Annotated in this window: 20 protein-coding genes; 12 read left to right on the forward strand and 8 right to left on the reverse strand. The window is 36.8% G+C overall.

All coding sequences use genetic code 11. From position 1 onward, the window contains the following. The first annotated feature begins 61 nt into the window (after positions 1-61). The gene (locus tag AXA65_RS00005; RefSeq protein ID WP_063968090.1) at positions 62-709 is read left to right on the forward strand and encodes an alpha/beta hydrolase; all 648 of its coding nucleotides are present in this window, start codon (positions 62-64) and stop codon (positions 707-709) included. 112 nt (positions 710-821) lie between these two features. Then, a complete protein-coding gene (locus AXA65_RS00010; RefSeq protein WP_063968091.1) occupies positions 822-2,273 on the forward strand; it encodes a hypothetical protein in 1,452 nt (483 codons plus the stop codon). 5 nt (positions 2,274-2,278) lie between these two features. On the opposite strand, the gene AXA65_RS00015 is transcribed toward AXA65_RS00010, so the two are convergent. The 5 genes from AXA65_RS00015 to AXA65_RS00035 all read right to left on the reverse strand — a co-directional run bounded on the left by AXA65_RS00015 (position 2,279) and on the right by AXA65_RS00035 (position 8,334). Beyond that, complete coding sequence (locus AXA65_RS00015) at positions 2,279-3,421, reverse strand: DEAD/DEAH box helicase (RefSeq protein ID WP_063968092.1); 1,143 nt, start codon at positions 3,419-3,421, stop codon at positions 2,279-2,281. Between the two features lie 43 nt (positions 3,422-3,464). Further along, on the reverse strand, positions 3,465-3,971 hold the full coding sequence (locus AXA65_RS00020; protein WP_063968093.1) for a MepB family protein: 507 nt from the start codon (positions 3,969-3,971) through the stop codon (positions 3,465-3,467). Positions 3,972-3,980: 9 nt separating this feature from the next. Further along, the gene (locus AXA65_RS00025) at positions 3,981-5,051 is read right to left on the reverse strand and encodes a GNAT family N-acetyltransferase (RefSeq protein ID WP_063968169.1); all 1,071 of its coding nucleotides are present in this window, start codon (positions 5,049-5,051) and stop codon (positions 3,981-3,983) included. Positions 5,052-5,100: 49 nt separating this feature from the next. Continuing rightward, positions 5,101-6,120, reverse strand: coding sequence for a polysaccharide deacetylase family protein (locus AXA65_RS00030; protein WP_063968094.1), 1,020 nt, complete (start codon positions 6,118-6,120; stop codon positions 5,101-5,103). Between the two features lie 78 nt (positions 6,121-6,198). Then, entirely contained in the window at positions 6,199-8,334 is a 2,136-nt protein-coding gene (locus AXA65_RS00035) for a S46 family peptidase (RefSeq protein ID WP_063968095.1), read from the reverse strand. A 71-nt stretch (positions 8,335-8,405) separates the two neighbouring features. On the opposite strand from AXA65_RS00035, the gene AXA65_RS19785 reads away from it, so the two are divergent. Continuing rightward, positions 8,406-8,570 (forward strand): hypothetical protein, encoded by a 165-nt coding sequence (locus AXA65_RS19785; protein WP_165596545.1) that lies wholly within the window; start codon positions 8,406-8,408, stop codon positions 8,568-8,570. Between the two features lie 194 nt (positions 8,571-8,764). Here the strand turns inward: AXA65_RS19785 and AXA65_RS00040 are convergent, their stop codons facing one another. After that, positions 8,765-9,178: an acyl-CoA thioesterase gene (locus AXA65_RS00040; RefSeq protein ID WP_034974887.1), complete on the reverse strand. Its 414-nt coding sequence runs from the start codon at positions 9,176-9,178 to the stop codon at positions 8,765-8,767. A gap of 175 nt (positions 9,179-9,353) precedes the next feature. Between AXA65_RS00040 and AXA65_RS00045 the strand changes: the two genes are divergently transcribed. From AXA65_RS00045 to purU, 9 genes are all read left to right on the forward strand, one after another. Beyond that, a complete protein-coding gene (locus AXA65_RS00045) occupies positions 9,354-10,229 on the forward strand; it encodes a carbon-nitrogen hydrolase (RefSeq protein WP_063968096.1) in 876 nt (291 codons plus the stop codon). A gap of 24 nt (positions 10,230-10,253) precedes the next feature. Beyond that, positions 10,254-11,285 (forward strand): YhcG family protein, encoded by a 1,032-nt coding sequence (locus tag AXA65_RS00050; protein ID WP_063968097.1) that lies wholly within the window; start codon positions 10,254-10,256, stop codon positions 11,283-11,285. Then, a complete protein-coding gene (locus tag AXA65_RS00055; protein WP_063968098.1) occupies positions 11,272-12,333 on the forward strand; it encodes an agmatine/peptidylarginine deiminase in 1,062 nt (353 codons plus the stop codon). The genes AXA65_RS00050 and AXA65_RS00055 overlap by 14 nt, the downstream gene beginning before the upstream one ends. 51 nt (positions 12,334-12,384) lie before the next feature. After that, positions 12,385-13,782 carry an MFS transporter gene (locus tag AXA65_RS00060; RefSeq protein ID WP_063968099.1) on the forward strand — a complete coding sequence of 466 codons (1,398 nt, stop codon included), beginning with the start codon at positions 12,385-12,387 and terminating at the stop codon, positions 13,780-13,782. Positions 13,783-13,951: 169 nt separating this feature from the next. After that, positions 13,952-14,368 (forward strand): DUF1801 domain-containing protein, encoded by a 417-nt coding sequence (locus tag AXA65_RS00065; protein WP_063968100.1) that lies wholly within the window; start codon positions 13,952-13,954, stop codon positions 14,366-14,368. After that, positions 14,369-15,532: a class I SAM-dependent methyltransferase gene (locus tag AXA65_RS00070; RefSeq protein WP_063968101.1), complete on the forward strand. Its 1,164-nt coding sequence runs from the start codon at positions 14,369-14,371 to the stop codon at positions 15,530-15,532. Between the two features lie 177 nt (positions 15,533-15,709). Further along, entirely contained in the window at positions 15,710-17,518 is a 1,809-nt protein-coding gene (typA, locus tag AXA65_RS00075) for a translational GTPase TypA (RefSeq protein WP_063968102.1), read from the forward strand. A gap of 95 nt (positions 17,519-17,613) precedes the next feature. Beyond that, positions 17,614-19,191: a glycoside hydrolase family 10 protein gene (locus tag AXA65_RS00080; protein ID WP_063968103.1), complete on the forward strand. Its 1,578-nt coding sequence runs from the start codon at positions 17,614-17,616 to the stop codon at positions 19,189-19,191. An 84-nt stretch (positions 19,192-19,275) separates the two neighbouring features. Further along, positions 19,276-20,106: a formyltetrahydrofolate deformylase gene (gene purU, locus AXA65_RS00085; protein ID WP_063968104.1), complete on the forward strand. Its 831-nt coding sequence runs from the start codon at positions 19,276-19,278 to the stop codon at positions 20,104-20,106. 12 nt (positions 20,107-20,118) lie between these two features. Here purU and AXA65_RS00090 read toward each other — a convergent pair whose 3' ends face one another. Next, a complete protein-coding gene (locus AXA65_RS00090; protein ID WP_165596546.1) occupies positions 20,119-20,502 on the reverse strand; it encodes a hypothetical protein in 384 nt (127 codons plus the stop codon). Positions 20,503-20,536: 34 nt separating this feature from the next. Further along, positions 20,537-21,244: a LytR/AlgR family response regulator transcription factor gene (locus AXA65_RS00095; RefSeq protein ID WP_063968106.1), complete on the reverse strand. Its 708-nt coding sequence runs from the start codon at positions 21,242-21,244 to the stop codon at positions 20,537-20,539. Positions 21,245-21,246 lie beyond the last annotated feature (2 nt).

Consider the following 21,246-nt stretch of genomic DNA (forward strand, 5'->3'; position numbering starts at 1 on the left):
TTTCTTCCGACCATGACTAAAGAAATTCGGTCTTTTTTTATTTGAAATTGTAATTTAGAATATGAGTAAAATTTATATTTTTAGCGGTCTTGGCGTTGACAGAAGAGTTTTTGATAATATTGATTTCGGAAACTTGGATGTAGAATTTGTTGATTGGATCGATCCGTTGAAAAATGAACCTTTGGAAAATTATACTAAAAGAATTTCACAAAAAATAACCCATGATAATCCAATTTTAATAGGTTTGTCCTTTGGTGGAATGGTTGCTGTTGAGATTTCTAAAATTATCAAAACAGAAAAAATCATTCTCATTGGTTCTGCTAAAAATAAATTTGAACTCCCAAAATTCAATCGAATCTCTGGAAAGTTGAAGCTAAATAAACTGATTCCAAAATCGATTTTCAAAAAGCAAAACTTAGTTACCAATTGGATATTCGGGATTGAAACTGATTCTGAAAAACAATTATTGAAAGAGATTCTAAAAGATACTGATCCAAACTTTTTCTCTTGGGCAATCAATGAAATTGTGAATTGGAAAAATCATACAATTCCAGAAAACGTCATTCACATTCACGGGAACAAAGACCGGATCATTCCTTTTAAAAATGTGAAAGCTGATTTTGTGATTGAAGGTGGTGGACATTTTATGACTGTGAATCGCTCAAAGGAAATTCAAGAAATCATACTTCATTCCGTTCCCATGGCGTAATAATTGACGACTAAAAAATTAACAATATGCAATGAGAAGATTGTTTTCATAATGTTGATGTAAAAACAATATTTCATTTGGATTAGAGTTTAATAATCATTCGCACTCCAAGATGCTCAAGTTATTTTGTTTTTGTCTGTTGATCTTCTGTTTTTTCAAAATTGCAGCACAAAACAATTTGACCTTCCTCAATGATAATTACAGCGGTATCAATTCTGCAGTATTGTCACCAACGCAACCTTTTTTTAATCAGCATCCATGGGACATCAACCTGGTTTCTGCAGACGTCTTTCTCCAAAACGATTATGCCTACATTTCTAAACAAAGCCTTTTAGGATTGACCGGAACTCCCATAGAATCTGCAAATCCGAAAAAAAATATCACAGGAGAAAATCAAGCCAACGTTTTTGATTTTTACAACAAAGGAAAAGCTGACCTTCTGGTTGCCTCAGATATTTTGGGACCTTCATTTTATATGAAAGCCATGATCAGAGATAAAAAATATGTCTTTGGATTGTTCAGTAGGATGAGGACACAGAACTCTTTTTTGGATTTTGATAATTATTTGCGTTATGGCAACGAGATGGTTCCACAGCCTGATGATTACAAAATGAAACCTTTCTCCACCAATTTGATGAATTGGAATGAGGTCGGTCTAAATGCAGCAACCACTATTTTTCCTTATTCAGATAAGCAATGGATTTTAGGTATTAATTTGAAATATGAAATAGGATTGGACGCTGCTAACATCATCAGCCATAATGATATTGAACTGATTTCCACTGAACCGTCAATTGATGAAAACCCTGACCTTCGCAATATCTACGCTTCCAATTATAATATCGCTGCAAGTTATATCACGAATTATAACTTCGAAACTAAAACCTATGAATACAAACAAAATGGTTCTGGACTAGGCTTGGATATTGGAATTGCAATGGTAAATCAGAATCATCGGGAAGACGAATATAATTCTAAATTTTCTTTCAATATTGTTGATCTGGGCTATGTTAATTTCAAAGAGGGAATCAACCACGTTTTCAATAATGGGAATACGGTTTGGCTGCAAAATAATCCGAATTTTGAAGATGCTGAATTTGAAAGTCCGGAGCAGTATCTCAAATTATTAAGCCAAGAAGCTTACGGCAATGAGAATGCTTCATTGGCTGGCTACGGTTTCAAAATAGGTTTACCAACGAGCATCAATGTCAATTATAGTCAGAGAATCAAAGAACACTATTTTTTCAACGTTAATTGGATCCAGCGTGTTCCTGTCTTCGAAAATTCTTTGAAACGGAATAATATCATCAACGCCAATTATTCTATCCAGAAGGAAGGAATTGGTTATGGAATTTCTACAACTTTATCAGAATATAAAAGCCTGCAATTTGGCGGTTACGTTAGACTTGGACCATTGATTCTTGGAAGTGAAAATGCCTTCCCGATTTTATTCAAACAGAAAAAACTTCATGCTGCCAACATCTATTTGGCGATAAAGCTCTATCCATTCTGGGACAACGCTTTCAAACGTTACAGGAGAGAACAGTGTGATTGCGAAAAATGATGATTTTAATAGCCGTGAAGATCAATTCCTTCTGTTCTTTGCAAGGTTACTTTCTTGCCCATTTTCTTTTGAATTACTCGGAAATGTTGTAGTTCGTCATCCGTCAAAATATTGATGGCTGTTCCTTTTTCGCCGGCACGACCAGTTCTACCAATCCTGTGAATATAATCCAAAGGCGAACGCGGTAATTCGTAATTGATGACGCAAGGCAAAGAATCGATGTGGATCCCACGACCAAGCAGGTCCGTTGCTACCAAGATTTGAGCGCCATTGACTTTGAATTCCTCCAAATTATTTCGTCTCGCACCTTGTGATTTCTGACCGTGGATGGCCACAGCTTTGATCTTGTTTTTCTTAAGTTTCTCAACCAGATTATCTGCAGAACGGGTAGAAGAAACGAAGATCAATGCTTTCTCCACCTTTTTTTCTTTGATCAAATATCTCAAAAATGGACCTTTATTTTCAGGTGAAACGTGGTAGGCGAGTTGTTCAATATCATCGATTTGAACTTCCTCTTTTTTTATTTCAATCAAAATTGGATTGATGGAAAGACGTTCTTTCATCTCAGAAACTTTATCATCCAGAGTTGCAGAAAACAAAGTCACTTGTTTCATGACAGGCATTAGTCCAAAAAGCTTATTCATCTCCTCACCAAAACCCAGTTGGAACATCTTGTCAGCCTCGTCTATGACCAAATGCTGGATTCCTGAGATACTCAAAGCATTATGGTCGATCAAGTCTAATAATCGGCCTGGCGTTGCAATCAGAACTTCTACACCAAACATGCCTTTCATCTGTGGATTGATGGAAACACCACCATAGACTGCCATTGTACGGATGTCGCGCTTCAAAGTATCCGTAAAAGCCCGGAAAACTTCATCGATCTGGATGGCCAATTCTCGTGTCGGAACCAATATCAAAACCTGAACATTTCGGTCTTTTTTTACTTCTGTATTTTGCAATTTCTCTAAGATTGGCATCACAAAGCAAGCCGTTTTTCCAGAACCTGTCTGCGCAATTCCCATCAGGTCTTTTCCTTCCAGAATCACAGGAATCGCCTGTTCCTGGATTGGAAACGGCTTCAGGTAACCTAATTTTTTGACAGAATTGATGATATTGCTTGATAATCCTAACGACTCAAATGACATAAAATAATGATTTGCTGCAAAGATAAGTTATTGAGATTGGTTTCTACCGATTTTTGGAATTCAAGATGGTTTCGAATTTCTCAGTGATTGAACTTTTTTGATCAGAGAGATCAATGAAATATTGGGTTTGCCAAAGTTTGGTTTTCTCAGCTTGTTTGTTGGTTGGACAATGCCAGTCTGAATAGATACGGAAACCACGTTTTCCAGTTTTTAATTGACTGGAAATCAAATTTTCCTTCTCTAAAATCAATTTCGGTAAAATGAAAAATCCCGAGTTTTCACTTTCTTCAGTTAAAATAATATAGAAATTAAAATCATCATTAATATCAAAAGGAACTGTTTTCTTATCTTGATCTCGCTTCCATAACGTGACGAATTGTCCAATTTTCTTAGGCGTTAATTTGGACTTCCTGAATTTGATCTTAACATCATTGATTTTAAAATTAAATCCAAAATATTCTTCAGATCCCGGGTCTGGAATTACTTCAGAAAGATTCAAGTTCAAAGGTTTGAAGACTAGATCATCAAGTTTCTTGATTTCATTGGTCATTGTAGTAATTTAAGTAAATGAAAAATCGCCATCGCCATCTTTAAAATCATAATTGAAATTTTCTCCAATTCTTTCTTTTAGATCTTTATGAATGAGATATTTTCTCACAAGTTGACGTTTGTAAATAGCGCATGGAGATTTGTTTTTATCAATGGAATCATTTAGTTTATCATCAAATATCGTCATCATTTTTACTTTATATTTTTTGATGATCTTTGGAAGTATATCTGAAATCAAATTCTCATTTCCAAAATAATAGAGCACTTTTAAATGAGTATTTCGAACCGAACAAAGCATGGTCGCAACAATCTCCTGTTGCTGATAAACACTGACCCAAAACATCTCATAATCTTTCGAAAATGATGAAAACAGATAATTTGGTTGTTCTCTTTCTCGGGAAAGCCATGGGGAATCTAGAATCCAGCGGAATTCTGAAGAGCTTCTTCCAATTGGATTTGTTTTCTGTTGGTTGATGAATTTCTCAAGATCTTTATCAAAAGTTTTCGTGATTTTATAAAGATGATTCTTTCCATTGCTGAGATACGGAATGAAAATATTGATAAAATGATCCAATCGCTTCAGCCATTTTTTGTTGTCCTCAAAAAAAGGTTTTTTGGTGGGTAAAAGTTCTGCTAGATTGGATTTAAAATAATATCGGACCGCTTTCTTTGGATCCAGATAATCAAAGAATCCTAGTTTGTTGTACAATCCTTCCGCACTTGCAGTGAATTCTGTGATCATAAGACTTTTATCATAAGAATCTTCTGCGGCGTAGAGTAATTTTTGGGCTATTTGCTTCCCTCGGAATTTTTCGCTTACAGACAAGGTGGAAAGCCAGCCAAAGTGAAATTTTTCTCCATTGCGAGCCGTAATGTCATCTGGTAAAATTCCCAAATATCCAGCCAGGTCGTTCCCCGAATATGCTAAAAACAGTAGAATATCTTCAGGATTGGCACGTGGATTTTTAATGTGAGAAACCTCTCTTAGTTCGGAGATCGGTGCAAATGGAAATTTTTGAAAATCTTCTGAGCTTGTAAATCCTTTGAGTTGTTCTTTGTTGAGTCCTACGATATTGATCACAAAAAATAGTTTCAACAAATATAAGCAACACTTTATTCAAAGCATAATTTCAACTTCTGATAATCCTATTTTTATTGAATTTCTTTAAAAATTGATAGTATAGAATCTCATTCTTCAAAATCTCTTCCGCAGAATAATTTCCAATCTCAACCGGAATTCTTTGCAGGTTTTTTGGATTGGAATCCAGTTTAAGTCCAGCAGCTCCGAAAGTAAATTTCAAATCAGTGTTTTGCCTGAAAATTGAATCGAAAAATTGATTTTCAACCAAATGATCGGTGAACGGAAAGGCAAAAGAGTCATTTAGAAAATGGTTCTCTGTCATGTAATCCAAAGATTGTTGTGTGTTTGCCAACTGATTCTCCACTGATAACTGGTTGTAGAGCGGATGGTCCCAACCGTGAGAACTGATCCCAAAACCATCATTTTTTAATTTTAATAATTGTTCGGTTGTCAGGTAAACTGGTTTGTTTTTCAAATAAATATCGAACTCAATCTCTAAATGATCAGCAATAATATTAAGCCGATCTCGATTTTTATAATTGATTTTCAGAATCGAATCTAAATTAATTTTCAAATCATTTCCAAAGTTTGGAAATTGACTTACTTTACTTTGAAGTTCTTTATTTTCAAGGATTTTTGAAATGATTAGACTCGCTTTGTTTCGCCACATCAACTCTTTATTATCAATAAATTTTGGGTTGATAAAGTTGATGGCGTAGATTCCTTTACGTTTTAGAATAGGATAGATGATATCATAAAATTCTGAGTAACCATCATCGAAGGTCAAAAGAATTGTGGGCTTTTTGGTCGTTAGTTTTTCTGTTTTATTTTTTACAAAAGTGTCCCAAGAGATGAAGTCAAAATGCATTGATAAAAAACCCAGATCACGTTCAAATTGCTTCACAGAACGATAAGGAAACAAATGTTTTGCGTGTTTTAAATCCGCATCGGAAACCAAATGATAAACCAAGATTTGATTACCAAACGGCAACAAATTAGAAAATCTACCGAAAGAAAAATTCTTGGTAATTGGATTTGATATTTTGAAAAATTTAGTTTTAAAACTCAATGTTTATAATATTAAAAAAAAACTTTGCCAAAGTTCTGGACTCTGGCAAAGTTAATATTTTAAAAATGTTTTGAAGTATTACTTCACGATTTTCATCTCGTTCAGCAACCATTTTGAATCTGCATATTTGTCGATCACAAAAAGGATATACTTCGTATCTACCATGATATTTCTACACAATTTTGGGTCATAATTGATGTCACTCATCGTACCTTCCCATTGTCTGTCGAAGTTAAGTCCGATCAGGTTTCCGTAAGCATCCAGTGCTGGACTTCCAGAGTTTCCGCCAGTGGTGTGGTTGGTCGCTGTGAAATTCACCGGAACATCACCCGTTTTATCTTTGTAGATCCCGTAATCTTTGCTGTTGTAAAGACTGATCAATTTCTTCGGAACATCGAACTCATAATCTCCCGGAACATATTTTTCCATCACACCGGCAAGGTGCGTCTGGTAGCCGTAAGAAACAGCGTCTCTAGGTTCAGAACCTTTCACTTTTCCGTAAGTTACACGTAGAGTAGAGTTTGCATCGGGGAAGAATTTTCTGTCCTTGTCGGTTTCCATTTGTTGTGCCATGAATTTCTTTTGCAACGCGTCGATATCCGTTTGTAATGCCGTCACTTTTGCATCTGTTGTTTCCAGATACGAAGTTTTGAAAGCGCCATACATCTGTACCAATGGATCTTTTTTCAAATTCTCCACCAGTACTTTTTGGTCTGCGAACAATTTATTGACATCTGTTGCCTTAGTTCCGTTCAGGTTTCCCCTTCCTGTGATGATGGACATTTTTGAGACGGTCTCAAACATACCGAGGTTTTTATTAACATCTTTCAGCTGTCCAAAATCTTTTGGTAAAAATTGTTCCGGCGTTTTATTGGCATACAAGGCCATTATTTTCGCTGTTACTTTGGCGTCCAATTCTGCGTCGTAATCTTTATAAACTTCTGATAATCTAGATTTCAAACCTTCTAGATTTTTCGCATCCATTTTCCCTTCTTCGTAAGCTTTGATGTAATTGCTGTAGATTCCGGCAAGGGTAAATGTCTCAGAGTTTCTTACGATTTCGGAATAGTAAGCTTTGTGAAGGTTGTAAGTCGCCTGCTCATTATATTTTTGACTCAGTCCGTCGATGGTCGGTTTGATGGCTGGATTTTTTGAGATCAATGTCTGCTCATACTGCTTCTTTTTCTCAACAGCGTTGGACTTTTTCAGACCTTCAACTTCACCGATCCATTTTTTCCAGTAGTTGGCAACTCTTGCGTATTTGGAAGCGTATTGGATCTTTGTTGCAGCATTGGTTCTCATTTTTTCGTCCAGTGTTTTCAAAGCTACATCACGTACAGCGATCATAGCTGGATCCGTTTCTGTCATGATCTTTTCCACCGCGATTGCAGGTAGATATTCCGTAGTTCTTCCAGGAAAACCGAATACAAATGTGAAATCATCTTCTTTCTTATCTTTCACGGAAATTGGAAGGAAATGTTTTGGTGTGTAAGGGATGTTGTCTTTGGAATATTCTGCAGGCTTATTGTTCTTGTCGGCATAAATTCTGAACATCGAGAAATCTCCCGTATGTCTTGGCCAAACCCAATTATCTGTGTCAGATCCATATTTTCCGATTGCGGATGGTGGTGCTCCAACCAGTCTGATATCTTTGAAAGTCTCGATCACATAAGCATAAAACTTATTCCCATAATACATCGATCTTACAGAAATGGCCTGGTAAGATTCTGTTTTCTGAGCTTTTTTATAAGCTTCGATATTCTCATTGATTTTCTTAGTTAAGTCTGCACCAGTAAGGTTTTCTGTTCCTGGAAGGATCTGAGCAGTTACTTCTTTGATGTCTGTGATGAAGTCAACGGTAACGCCAGGATTTGGCAATTCCCCGGTCATGTCTTTAGCCCAGAAACCATTGGTCAAAAGGTCATTTTCAACCGTGGAGTGGGCTTGGATGTTGTCATAACCACAATGATGGTTGGTCAACAACAGTCCTTTTGGGGAAATCACTTCAGCTGTGCATCCACCATCGAATTGCACCACGGCATCTTTGATACTCGCTTTGTCAGGATTGAAGATGTCTTTTGCAGAGATCTTCATTCCCAGATCTTTCATTTCTTTTTCATTAAGTTCCGTCGGGATCCACATTCCGCCGTATTGCTGGCCAAAAGCCATGACAGCCGGAAGAAATAGGGCTGATAGAAGAATTTTTCTTTTCATAAGTAGATTCTATTATTTTTCAAAGGTCTTATGTTATCGCTCAGTATTCATCGATGCTTGATTTTCAAACGATGGCGATTTCATTATATCAATTTATAAAACGTGACGAATTTAAAGAAAATTTTCTGAACGGTAATGATAACGGAAGATTGGTTGATCGACTTTGTTGTCGCGTCAACCTATCACTTTACTATGTCGACCTACCAGTTTCACAGATCGACTTACCTTTTTACTAGGTGGAGCTACCATTTTTGTAGGTGAGCCTACCAATTTCGTAGGCTGACTTACCATTTTGGTAGGTGGAACTATTTTTTTTGGCTAGCTATGTTTTGCACATTCTGACCTACTATTGCGGGTGTGGACCCCTAATTGCGTTACAAATAGAAACGTCCCGAAATCAATTTCGGGACGCTGTTATTTTATCGATTTTTTAAAGACTTTCAGGCGAAGTGTTTTTGACATTCAGTCGGTCTTCGACGTATTCAATCGTTGTTTTACCGTGCGGTTTCGGATTTCCATCTTCGTCCAAGGCTACGAAAACCAATCTTTCGATGGTGATGATCTTTTGGTGTGTCATTTTGTTTCGGACTTCGCAACGAAGTGTTAAAGATGACCTTCCAAACTCAACCGCTTCGATTCCAATCTCTATGATATCACCTTGTTTAGCCGAACTTACAAAGTTGATCTCCGAGATATATTTTGTGACAGTCCTAGAATTTTCTAATTGAATGATTGCGTAAAGCGCCGCCTCTTCATCGATCCATTGCAACAATCTTCCTCCGAAAAGTGAATGATTTGGGTTTAGGTCTTCTGGTTTTATCCATTTTCTGGTGTGGTAATTCATCATGGCTCTGTACTATTTTAAGATGCTGCAAAGGTAAGGATTTAGTATAAAATGGAGGGTGTGAGACTATAGAAAATATGGATGATGAAATTAATTTTTCGAAATATACTGGCAAATTCTTTGGTGGGATTTTTGATTCGCTAGAATCTTAGTATTTTTGTAAAAATTTTTAGAAATGTCAAAAGTTAAAATCGGAACTGTTCAGATGTCTTGCGTTGCAGACAAACAGCAAAACCTGGACAAAGCCATTGAAAAAATAAGAGAGGCCGCAGCAAAAGGCGCACAGATCGTTTGTTTGCAAGAGCTTTTCACATCTTTATATTTCTGCGATGTCGAAGATTATGATAACTTCGACTTGGCAGAACCAATCCCAGGACCTTCGACAGATGCTTTATCACCTATAGCAAAGGAATTAGGGGTTGTCATCATCGCTTCATTATTCGAAAAAAGGACACAAGGTCTTTATCACAATACAACTGCAGTGATTGATGCTGATGGAGCTTACCTTGGAAAATACCGAAAAATGCACATTCCGGATGATCCTGCTTTCTATGAGAAATTCTATTTCACACCAGGTGATCTAGGTTATAAAATTTTTCCTACAAAATTTGGAAAGGTTGGTGTCTTGATCTGTTGGGACCAATGGTATCCGGAAGCGTCAAGAATCACAGCTTTAATGGGTGCTGATATCATGTTCTATCCAACCGCAATTGGCTGGGACACAACTCAGGACGAAGAAACAAACCAAGATCAATACAACGCTTGGCAAACCATCCAGCGTTCTCACTCAGTTGCTAATGGACTTCCCGTAGTTTCTGTGAATAGAGTGGGCTTTGAACAAGATGGTGCGATGAAATTCTGGGGCGGAAGTTTTGTGACGAACGCTCAAGGAAAGTTATTGTATCTGGCTTCTCACGACCAAGAAGAAGTTGTTGTAACAGAAGTTGATCTGGCACAGACAGATTATATGAGAAAGCACTGGCCATTCCTAAGAGACAGAAGGATCGAAACTTATTCGCCGATTACAAAACGTTTTATTGACGAGGATTAATCCCTAATTTTTCGAGACCAATTGATGGAACTTAATATTTACAAAAATCTTTTCTCAGACATAAAACAAAGAATCCTGAGCTCACAGCTAAAGGCTGCTTTGTCTGTGAATGCAGAGATGATCTTTTTGTATTGGCAAATTGGTAATTCTATCGCTCAGAAACAAAATGAGCAAGGCTGGTCTTCTGGCGTCATTCCACAATTAGCAAAGGATTTGAAAATAGAATTCCCAAATTCCAAAGGTTATTCGGAGAGAAATCTTGGTAGAATGCTGGCGTTTTATCGTGAATATCCAGACGAATCAATTTTGCCACAAGCTGTGGCAAAATTACCGTGGGGTCATAATATTTTACTGATTGAGAAAATCAAAGACCAGCAAAAAAGATTTTGGTATGCGGAAAAGTGCATAGAAAATAACTGGAGCAGAGACGTTTTGGATCTGCAGATAAAAAACAGTCTCATCGATAGACAAGGAAGATCTATCAACAATTTTGAAAGCACTCTGCCAAAACCACTTTCGGACTTGGCCAATCAAACTTTAAAAGATCCTTACATTTTTGATTTTCTGACTTTAGATCAGGATTTTCGAGAAAAGGATGTAGAGAAGCAGTTGACGCATCATATTACGAAGTTCCTTTTAGAACTAGGAAAAGGATTTTCATTTCTCGGAAATCAATATCATCTCGAAGTTACCAATAAGGATTATTACCTGGATCTGCTTTTTTACCACATCAAACTCAAGTGTTACATCGTGATCGAACTCAAGAATACGAAGTTCAAACCCGAATATACGGGAAAACTGAATTTTTACTTGTCCGCCGTTGACAGTTTGATAAAAGATGAGTCCGAAAATCCAACCATCGGCATTTTACTTTGTAAAGACAAAAATAATATCGAGGCAGAATTTGCATTAAGAGACATCAACAAACCAATTGGCATCAGTGAGATCCAGTTTGTGGAAAAACTTCCGGATAACCTCAAAAGTTCTCTTCCAACCATCGAAGAGATAGAAAACGAACTTAAAAACTTTGGAAACAAACAAAATGAACAACAATAGTAACCCTGAAAATATCAAACTTTCCGATTACACATTCCCTGCAGAATGGGAAGAACACGAAGCAACATGGCTTTCGTGGCCTCATAAAGAAGAATCCTGGCCAGAAAGAATCGATCTGATCTATCCTGCTTACGCCAAATTCATTGCGGAAATCACGAAAGGTGAATTCGTTTGCATCAATGTAAAAGATCAGGAAATGCAGGCTTTCGCAATGGAACATATTTCCAAAGCCGGCGCAGATATTTCGAAAGTTGAATTTTATTTCCACGAAACGAATGACGCGTGGTGCAGAGATCACGGTCCTGCTTTTTTAATTAATAAAAACGGAGAAGAACCGCAGAAGATTATTGTAGATTGGGGTTTCAACGCGTGGGGTGGAAAATATCCACCATTCGAATTGGACGATGTGATTCCGACAAAAATTGCTGACGAGAAAGGACTTCCGGTGCTTTATCCAGGAATTATCATGGAAGGTGGTTCAGTGGAATTCAACGGTGCTGGAACGGTTTTGACTTCGAAATCCTGTTTGCTTAATGAAAACAGAAATCCACATCTTTCTCAGGAAGAAGTTGAGGAATTCTTGAAAAAATATTATGGACAAAAACAAGTGCTTTGGGTAGATGACGGCATTGTGGGAGACGATACAGACGGACACGTAGACGACACAATCCGTTTCGTAAATGAAGACACAGTTTTGACAGTAATCGAGGATAATAAAGAAGATGACAATTACGAGATCCTACAAACCAATCTCCGTCAATTAAAAGAAATGAAATTGTTGGACGGAAGACCTCTCAATATCATCGAACTGCCAATGCCACACCCAGTTTATTGCGACGGACAAAGATTGCCAGCATCTTACGCTAATTTCTACATTGCAAACAAATCGGTCATTGTTCCCACTTACAATTGCGATAAAGATCAAATTGCTTTGGATATTATCCAAAAATGTTTCCCGGAAAGGGAAGTGGTCGGCATAGATTCTACCGATATTATTTGGGGCTTGGGAAGTTTTCACTGCCTCAGCCAACAAGAACCTTTGGTTTAAAAATAAAGATCCGCACACAAGCGGATTTTTTTAATCAATTAAATTTAAACAATGAGTGACATACAAGCTACCGATCAAGTCAAAAAGTTTCTGCCATTTATATTGGGAACTGCCATTTTTATGCAAATGCTGGATTCCACAATTCTAAACACTTCATTACCTTCAATCGCTAGAGACTTGCAGGAATCGCCGCTTGATATGCAGAACGCGATCATCAGTTATGTTTTGACATTGGCTTTGTTTATGCCGGTCAGCGGATTTTTGGCAGACAAGTTTGGTACCAAGAAGATCTTTATTCTTTCACTCGTTATATTTTCTTTGGGATCATTATTCTGTTCTTTATCACAGGATCTAACGCAGTTGGTGATCTCTAGAATTATTCAAGGGATTGGTGGAAGTTTGATGACGCCTGTTGGGAAATTGGCTTTGATCAGGGCTTTCAACAAAAATGAACTTTTGAAGGCAATGAATTTTGCTATTATCCCAGCCTTGATCGGACCAGTGATGGGACCTTTGGTTGGCGGTTATATGGTTGATTATTTGAGTTGGCACTGGATCTTTCTCATCAATATTCCAATCGGAGTGTTAGGGATTTTTTTAAGTTTAAAATATATGCCCAATTTCAAATCACCCGTCATCGATTTTGACCTGAAGGGATTTCTCATCTTCGCAATGGCTTCATTATTACTTTCAGTTTCTTTGGAATTGTTGGGAAATGCTCAGAATATCACGCCAGTTCTTTTGGTTTTGGTCTTAGGATTTTTGATGTTGTATTTTTATTACAAACATGCAAAAACAGATAATAATCCGATTTTTCCACTGAATCTTTTTCAAGTTAGAACGTTCCGTGTTGGGATTTTAGGAAATCTTGCGACAAGGTTGGGAGTAAGTTCTATTCCGCTTTTAGTTCCGTTGATGATCCAGATCGCATACGGACAATCGGCGCTTACTTCGGGTTGGATCGTTGCACCGATGGCCTTAACCGCGATGTTCGGGAAATCCTATGTTATTGGGATCTTGGATAGATTTGGTTATCGTAAAACTTTGATGACCAACACGTTTGTGATTGGTGTTTTGATATGTTGTCTGGCAATTCCAACTATTCAAAGTTCAATTTATTGGTACATTCCGATCTTGTTGGTTTTAGGATTTTTCAATTCCATCCAGTTTACTTCGATGAACACGATTTCGATTGCGGACTTGCGACCTTACCAGAACAGCAGTGGAAATTCTTTGGTTTCTGTCAATCAGCAGTTTGCGGTCGGATTTGGGATTGCGTTTGGTTTGATCGTTTTGAAATTGTTCGAAGGTGATACAACATTCATAAAAAACGAAGTTCACAATGCTTTCCGATACACCTTTTTGATTGTCGGATCTCTCACGATTCTCTCTGGTTTCGTTTTCCGGAGACTCAATTTCCGGGATGGCGACAATATGAAATCGGTTTAAATTGATATGATTTGGGCAACTTTTCCGCCTTCCGTTCCCGCTTTTTTTGCCAAGCCTTTCCCAATACAAAAAAGAGCTCCACTCAAGTCGGGTTGCAGGTTTGTTACAAGAAATAACGATTGGTTTTAAATTGAAATTTTCTATCTTTAAAAATTAAAAACTTCTCAAGATGGCAAAAAATAAAACCACCGAAAACGACCTTTCCGTAGAAGATCACATCAACAATATTGCGGATGAAAATCGGCAAAAAGATGTCAGAGAATTGGTGAAAATTTTCAAAGAAACATCAGGATTTCCACCTAAAATGTGGGGCGAGGCCATCATCGGATTTGGAAATTACCATTACAAATATGAAAGCGGTCACGATGGCGACGCACCTTTGGCTGGACTTTCCAATCGTGTTGCTCAAATCTCGCTCTATGTTTATCAGGATATTGATGACAAAGAAAATCTGTTTTCACAATTAGGAAAAGTCAAAACAGCGAAAGCTTGTATTTACATCAAAAAACTGGAAGATATTAACACTGATATTTTGAAAACGATCATCACCAATTCCATCAAAACCATTCAAAATATTTACGGATAAATGGATTTTACAAACTTGCTTGCTCCGGAAGTTCAAGCTTTCATCAACCAAAATATTGACAGTGACATCACTAGATTATTATTAAAAAAATCACCGTTTCCAAATGTGACGATGCAGGAAATCATTCAACAGATCAAAGGTAAAAAAGTTGCGCAGAGAAAGTTTGCATTTTTATTGAAAGATAATCTTGTTTTTCCGCCAAACCTCAATCTGGAACAAGCTTCTTCACAATCCACAGCAGAATACAAAGCTCAGACTTTGAAAGGCAACTCATTTCTCGACTTGACCTCAGGTTTCGGAATCGACGCGTATTTTCTATCTCAAAATTTCGAAGAAGTGACTTTAGTTGAACAAAATCCTGGCTTGATAAAAATCGTCGAACACAATTGGAAGACTTTAAACAGAGAAGCAAATTTCATCAATCAAAACCTTGAAGAATTTTTAGAATTTAATAAAGAAAAATTCGATGTCATTTATCTGGATCCTGCAAGGCGAGATCAGAATAACAAAAAGAAATTCCTGCTCGAAGACCTTTCACCAAATCTTTTAGAAATCCAGGAAAAACTTAGTTCAATTTCAGATAAGATCATTGTGAAATTGTCGCCCTTGATTGATATTTCATATCTGGTTTCGGAACTTCAAAACATTAATGAAGTTAAAATTATTGCTGTCAGAAATGAAGTGAAGGAATTGGTTTTAATAATTGATACTAAAAAAGAAAGAGAAAAGAGTAAAGACACAAAAATCACTTGTGTCAACTTGGAATCAGACGAGCCAGAATTTTCTTTCTATATTAATGAAGAGAAGATTGCCACATCAGAATTCTCCGAAAGTCTGAATTATCTTTATATTCCAAACAATTCAATTCTAAAAGCGGGAGCATTCAATATCATATCAGAAAAATTCGGATTGAAGAAACTTCATCCAAACACGCATTTTTATACTTCAGAAAATAAAATAGAACACTTTCCCGGAAGGATTTTGCAAGTTGAAAAGATCGATGGAAAAGAATTAAAAAAGAATGATCAGTTCAATATCATTTCCAAGAATTATCCTTTGAAACCTGACGAGATCAAGAAAAAGTACAAATTGAAAGATGGTGGAAACCGTTATCTTATTTTCACGCAAAGCATTATCGGAAAAGAGATTTTGAGGAGTAGGTAAATCTGGGGGAAATCTAACTTCTAAACTTTTACAGCTAACATCTATTCCATTTTTAAATTAATGATACTTTGCGGATATATTAAATATAGTTTCAATTTATCAATAATTTGAAAATTCATCAAAAATCTGGTGAAATTTGTGAAAAAATCATTACATTTGCACGCGTAAAAATTTGGAATGCAAAATATTAGAAACATAGCGATTATCGCACACGTTGACCACGGAAAAACGACTTTGGTTGACAAAATTATCCACGCCACAAACATCTTCCGTGAAAATCAGGAGAGTGGTGATCTGATCATGGATAACAACGATCTTGAAAGAGAAAGAGGGATTACCATTTTATCAAAAAATATCTCTGTAACTTACAAAGACGTAAAGATCAACGTTATTGATACTCCTGGTCACGCCGATTTTGGTGGAGAGGTAGAAAGAGTATTGAAAATGGCTGATGGCGTTGTTTTGTTGGTGGATGCCTTCGAAGGACCAATGCCACAGACAAGATTTGTACTTCAGAAAGCTTTGGACCTTGGATTGAGACCTCTTGTAGTTATCAATAAAGTGGATAAGCCAAACTGTCGTCCAGAAGAAGTTCATGATAAAGTATTTGATCTTTTCTTTGCACTTGATGCTACAGAAGAGCAGTTGGATTTCCCAACGTTCTACGGTTCATCTAAACAAGGATGGTTCAACACTTCATTAGAAGAAACTGATAATATCTTCCCATTATTGGACGGTATTTTACAATATGTTCCGGAACCGAAAGTAGAGGAAGGTAACCTTCAGATGCAGATCGTTTCTCTAGATTTCTCTTCTTTCTTAGGAAGAATTGCGATCGGGAAAGTGATCAGAGGTGAGATCAAAGAATCTCAGTGGATCGGATTGGCACAAGCTGACGGAAAGATATTGAAAGGAAAAGTAAAAGAACTTTACGTTTTCGAAGGTCTTGGAAAGAAAAAAGTATCAGAGGTTAAAGCTGGAGATATCTGTGCTGTTGTAGGTTTCGATGCTTTCCAGATTGGAGATTCTTTCGTAGATCTAGAAAATCCAGAACCATTGGAAAGAACTTCTATTGATGAGCCAACGTTGAACATGACGTTCTCTATCAACAATTCACCTTTCTTCGGAAAAGATGGTAAATATGTAACTTCTAACCACCTGAAAGAAAGATTATACAAAGAATTAGAGAAAAACCTTGCATTGAGAGTTGAACAAACTGGTGATGCAAACACTTTCCTAGTTTTCGGTAGAGGTATTCTTCACTTGTCAGTTCTAATTGAAACAATGAGAAGAGAAGGTTACGAAATGACCATCGGTCAGCCACAAGTAATCTTGAGAGAAGACGAAAGTGGACAAAAATTGGAGCCTTACGAATCTTTGGTTGTTGACGTTCCAGAAGAATTTGCTTCAAAAGTGATTGATTTGGCGACTCAGAGAAAAGGAGATCTTCACATCATGGAAACTAAAGGTGAGATGCAACATATGGAATTCGAGATTCCTTCAAGAGGTTTGATCGGATTGCGTTCTCAGATGTTGACTGCAACTGCCGGTGAAGCTATCATGGCACACCGTTTCACAGAATACAAACCTTTCAAAGGCGCAATTCCTGGAAGAAGTAATGGTGTTTTGGTAAGTAAAGGTCAGGGTCCAGCGACTGAATATTCTATTGCGAAACTACAAGATAGAGGTAAGTTCTATGTTGATCCGGGCGAGGAGATCTACGCAGGGATGATCATTGGTGAGCAAAACAAACCAGGCGATCTAGTTATCAATGTTGTTGAAGCAAAACAGTTGAACAATATCCGTGCTGCAGGTAAAGATAAAGATGGTGGCGTTGCTCCAAAGATCTTGTTCTCTCTTGAAGAATGTATGGAATATATCCAAGGTGATGAAGCGATCGAGGTAACTCCAAACTTCATCCGTATGAGAAAGAAAGTACTTTCTGAAGAAGAAAGAAGAAGAATCGAAAGAGGCGCTAAGTCTTAATCTATTTCAAATAAATATTTAAAGTCCTCAGAAATGGGGACTTTTTTTATTATATTCGATTTTCAAATTTCAAAATCATATTTAGATTTCATTTTATGAATCATAAACGCCAGTTCCAATTTTTTTGGTTGATATTAATTTCTGTTTTAATATACAATTGTTCTCCTCAGAAGAAGCAAGTTAGTAAGATCAAAACGCCACCATCAAAACCAATTATCAAATCAGTTCCGACAAAGGTAAAAGTTGAAGAAAATTTCCGCGTAGATCTGCCAGCGATCGATAGAGAATTTCGTGGTGCTTGGATCGCATCAGTTGCAAATATCAATTGGCCTTCGAGAACAAATCTCACATCAGAACAACAGAAATCAGAAGCTATTGAAATGTTGAATATGCTTCAAAATAATAATTTTAATGCGGTGATATTACAAGTGCGTCCGTCCGGAGATGCTTTGTACAAAAGTTCTCACGAGCCTTGGTCTTATTTTATGACAGGCGAGATCGGTAGGGAACCTTATCCTTATTATGACCCTTTAGAATTTTGGGTTGAAGAAGCCCACAAGCGTGGAATAGAACTTCACGTTTGGCTGAATCCTTACAGAGCGCATCACTCCAACGGAGGGAAAATCACGTCGCAATCTTTGGCTAATAAATTTTCGGACGTCACTTACAGACTGAGAAACGGAATGTACTGGTTCGATCCAGCAAGTCCTGTGATCCAAGATCATGTTTCTAAAGTTGTAAATGAATTGGTGAAAAATTATGATATCGACGCTGTTCACTTCGATGATTATTTTTATCCTTACGCAACTTACAATGGTGGTGCAGATTTTCCAGATTCTAAAACCTGGAATGCATACAGAAACTCTGGCGGAAATCTTTCCAGAGCCGATTGGAGAAGAGATAACGTGAATCGTTTCGTGGAAAGGATTTATAAAGAGATCAAAAACGAAAAGAATTATGTTAAGTTCGGAATCAGTCCGTTTGGGATTTGGAAACCGGATTATCCTACGGGCATCAAAGGTTCCTCACAATACGACGAACTTTACGCCGACGCAAAACTATGGCTCAACAAAGGCTGGGTGGATTATTTCGCACCGCAGTTGTATTGGCCGGTCAATTCTACAGGACAGAGTTTCCCAAAACTTTTGGAATGGTGGAAAACCGAAAACAATTTTAACCGACATCTTTGGCCAGGACTCAACACAGTTGAAATCAAAGTATCTGACAAACCTTCCGAGATCGTCAATCAAATCGAATTAAGCAGACAAATTTTAAAAGATGACACTGGCGAGATCCATTGGAGTATTGCGGGCCTTACAAAAAGTTGGAGTATGCAGGATGCAATCAAAACCAGAGTTTATCAGGATAAAGTTTTGATCCCAAGAAGCCCTTGGTTGAAAATCGATAAGGAACTTTCGCAACCAAAATTAAACTTGAAAAATAATGGAGGCAATATCTTCGCAAGTTGGAATTTATCCAACAGTGAAAAGGCTTTCCAATGGGTTCTATTCACAAGATATGGCAATGAATGGCGAATTCAGATCTTGAATCCTGATATTCAGAATATGGAGATCATAAAGTTTTATAATGGAAAAACTCTTAATGCTGTTGCCATCAAAGCAATTGACAGATTAGGAAACGAAAGCGATTATAAAGCTGAGAAAGTAAAGTAATTTGAAAGCAAATGTTTTAATTTAATTAATCTTTAAATTATAGAATCAAGTACATTTATATCTAAATTTGATAAAAACTAAACGATGAATTTCACTTTCAAAATCACCTGTACCGACGAAAAAGGTCTGGTTTACAGGATTTCCGAAGTCCTTTTGGAAAACGGTCTCAACATCATCAAAAATGACGAATTCGTGGACAGCGAAAAGTCCTTATTCTTTATGAGAACCGAAGTTGCCGGAATTGCTGATCCTCAAAAAGTGATTGCCCAGCTCAAAGATCAATTAGGCGATTGCGAAATAGAACTGAGCAATAACAAACCAAAAGATGTCGTTGTTTTCGTAACGAAGGAACATCATTGTTTATCAGACTTATTGATCAGGAATCAGTTTAAAGACCTTAATTTTAATATTCTCGCAGTTGTTGGGAATTATGAAAATCTAAGAGAATTAACAGAGAAATTTGATATTCCGTTTCATTTTATCTCGACTGAAAATATCACAAGAGACGAGCACGAAAACCTGATTAAAGAAACACTCAAGAATTACGGGTTTGATTATTTGGTTTTGGCCAAGTTTATGAGAATTCTGTCTTCGGATTTTGTGGCGGATTTTAAAGGGAAAATAATCAATATTCACCACTCATTTTTACCAGCTTTTATTGGCGCCAATCCTTACAAACAGGCTTTCGAAAGAGGTGTGAAGATCATCGGCGCAACAGCACATTTTGTGACAAACGATTTGGATGAAGGTCCAATCATCTACCAAGATATTATTAAAGTGACGCATTCCAAAACGGCAAAAGATCTGGCGAAATTAGGAAGAGATGTTGAGAAGAATGTTCTGGCAAATGCTTTGAAATTGGTCTTTGAAGACAAGGTTTTTATTGATGGGAATAAGACGATTATTTTTGAGTAGGAATTTTTATTTTTAATCTTTAGAAGTTAAAGTGTTGATTGTCCTTTCAAACTTTCCATTTTTGAAAACTAAAATGTAAACAGAATTCTTTTGCTTGATAATACTATCATTTAAATTAAGTGTTTCAAATTGCTTTTCTAAAGGAAAATAAACATAGATGGTTTTCCCATTTGATAATTTTGCCTTGTAACTACTATGATCTTTGTGGTCGTGAAATAATTCGATTACTTTTCCGGAATATTCTTCTGCTAAAACGGTATCTCTTTCTTGATTATTAAAATATCCGAAAAATCCGAGAGTTGCAATTAATCCAAAAATAAATATGAAGAAAATCAAAATGATTGATTTATCTATTTTACTAATTTGTATTTCTTCGTTATGTTTAATATTCATCATTTCGTTTTTCCAATCAACCAAACTTACTAAAAAATCACCTAATCCCCAACAACTGAAACAATTCCTCTTTCTTGTTCAGCGCAATCGAAATACTTTTTCCATTCACAAGTTCCACCATATTTCCACTGATACTTCGGATGGCTTCAAGATTGATGATAAATGAACGCTGAACCCGGAAGAATTTTGGTAAAGTCAAAACTTCATCCATCGATTTCAAAGTTGCTAGAGTATTGTAAGTTCCATTTTGGATGACAATTTTAAGGTAATCGCCTTGCGCTTCTACATAAAGGATTTCGTCCAAAAGGATTTTCGTGAGTTTCCCATCAGACTTAATGAAAATCCGGTCAGAATTAACTTGATGAACGGTTGATTTTTGTTTTAGATTAATATAATCTTTCGCTTTATTAACTGCTTTCAGAAAACGGTCAAATCGAACAGGTTTTACCAAATAATCTGTCGCTCCAGTTTCAAAACCATCCAAAGCAAAATCTCTGTGAGCCGTGATAAAGATAATGACAGGCGGATTTTCCAGACTTTTCACCAGGTCCAAACCATTGATCTTCGGCATTTGAATATCACTGAAAATTAAATCAACTTTATTACTTTCCAAAAACATAATAGCTTTCACCGGATCTTCAAATGAATCCACAAGTTCCAGAAAATCAATTTCTTTCACGAAGTTTTCTATGATCTCTCTTCCGATCGGTTCGTCGTCCAAAACGATGCAACGCAGTTTTTCCATTT

It is taken from the genome of Chryseobacterium sp. FP211-J200, from assembly GCF_001643375.1.
Classification (GTDB): domain Bacteria; phylum Bacteroidota; class Bacteroidia; order Flavobacteriales; family Weeksellaceae; genus Epilithonimonas; species Epilithonimonas ginsengisoli.

Excerpts from the sequence above, each read along its gene's own strand:
- AXA65_RS00005 (WP_063968090.1), top strand. The coding sequence starts at position 62 with ATGAGTAAAATTTATATTTTTAGCGGTCTTGGCGTTGACAGAAGAGTT.
- AXA65_RS00070 (WP_063968101.1), top strand. The coding sequence starts at position 14,369 with ATGGATTTTACAAACTTGCTTGCTCCGGAAGTTCAAGCTTTCATCAAC.
- AXA65_RS00065 (WP_063968100.1), top strand. The coding sequence starts at position 13,952 with ATGGCAAAAAATAAAACCACCGAAAACGACCTTTCCGTAGAAGATCAC.
- typA (WP_063968102.1), top strand. The coding sequence starts at position 15,710 with ATGCAAAATATTAGAAACATAGCGATTATCGCACACGTTGACCACGGA.
- AXA65_RS00040 (WP_034974887.1), bottom strand. The coding sequence starts at position 9,178 with ATGAATTACCACACCAGAAAATGGATAAAACCAGAAGACCTAAACCCA.
- AXA65_RS00055 (WP_063968098.1), top strand. The coding sequence starts at position 11,272 with ATGAACAACAATAGTAACCCTGAAAATATCAAACTTTCCGATTACACA.
- AXA65_RS00010 (WP_063968091.1), top strand. The coding sequence starts at position 822 with ATGCTCAAGTTATTTTGTTTTTGTCTGTTGATCTTCTGTTTTTTCAAA.
- AXA65_RS00090 (WP_165596546.1), bottom strand. The coding sequence starts at position 20,502 with ATGATGAATATTAAACATAACGAAGAAATACAAATTAGTAAAATAGAT.
- purU (WP_063968104.1), top strand. The coding sequence starts at position 19,276 with ATGAATTTCACTTTCAAAATCACCTGTACCGACGAAAAAGGTCTGGTT.
- AXA65_RS19785 (WP_165596545.1), top strand. The coding sequence starts at position 8,406 with ATGGCGATTTCATTATATCAATTTATAAAACGTGACGAATTTAAAGAA.
- AXA65_RS00045 (WP_063968096.1), top strand. The coding sequence starts at position 9,354 with ATGTCAAAAGTTAAAATCGGAACTGTTCAGATGTCTTGCGTTGCAGAC.
- AXA65_RS00080 (WP_063968103.1), top strand. The coding sequence starts at position 17,614 with ATGAATCATAAACGCCAGTTCCAATTTTTTTGGTTGATATTAATTTCT.
- AXA65_RS00050 (WP_063968097.1), top strand. The coding sequence starts at position 10,254 with ATGGAACTTAATATTTACAAAAATCTTTTCTCAGACATAAAACAAAGA.
- AXA65_RS00095 (WP_063968106.1), bottom strand. The coding sequence starts at position 21,244 with ATGGAAAAACTGCGTTGCATCGTTTTGGACGACGAACCGATCGGAAGA.
- AXA65_RS00060 (WP_063968099.1), top strand. The coding sequence starts at position 12,385 with ATGAGTGACATACAAGCTACCGATCAAGTCAAAAAGTTTCTGCCATTT.
- AXA65_RS00035 (WP_063968095.1), bottom strand. The coding sequence starts at position 8,334 with ATGAAAAGAAAAATTCTTCTATCAGCCCTATTTCTTCCGGCTGTCATG.
- AXA65_RS00015 (WP_063968092.1), bottom strand. The coding sequence starts at position 3,421 with ATGTCATTTGAGTCGTTAGGATTATCAAGCAATATCATCAATTCTGTC.
- AXA65_RS00020 (WP_063968093.1), bottom strand. The coding sequence starts at position 3,971 with ATGACCAATGAAATCAAGAAACTTGATGATCTAGTCTTCAAACCTTTG.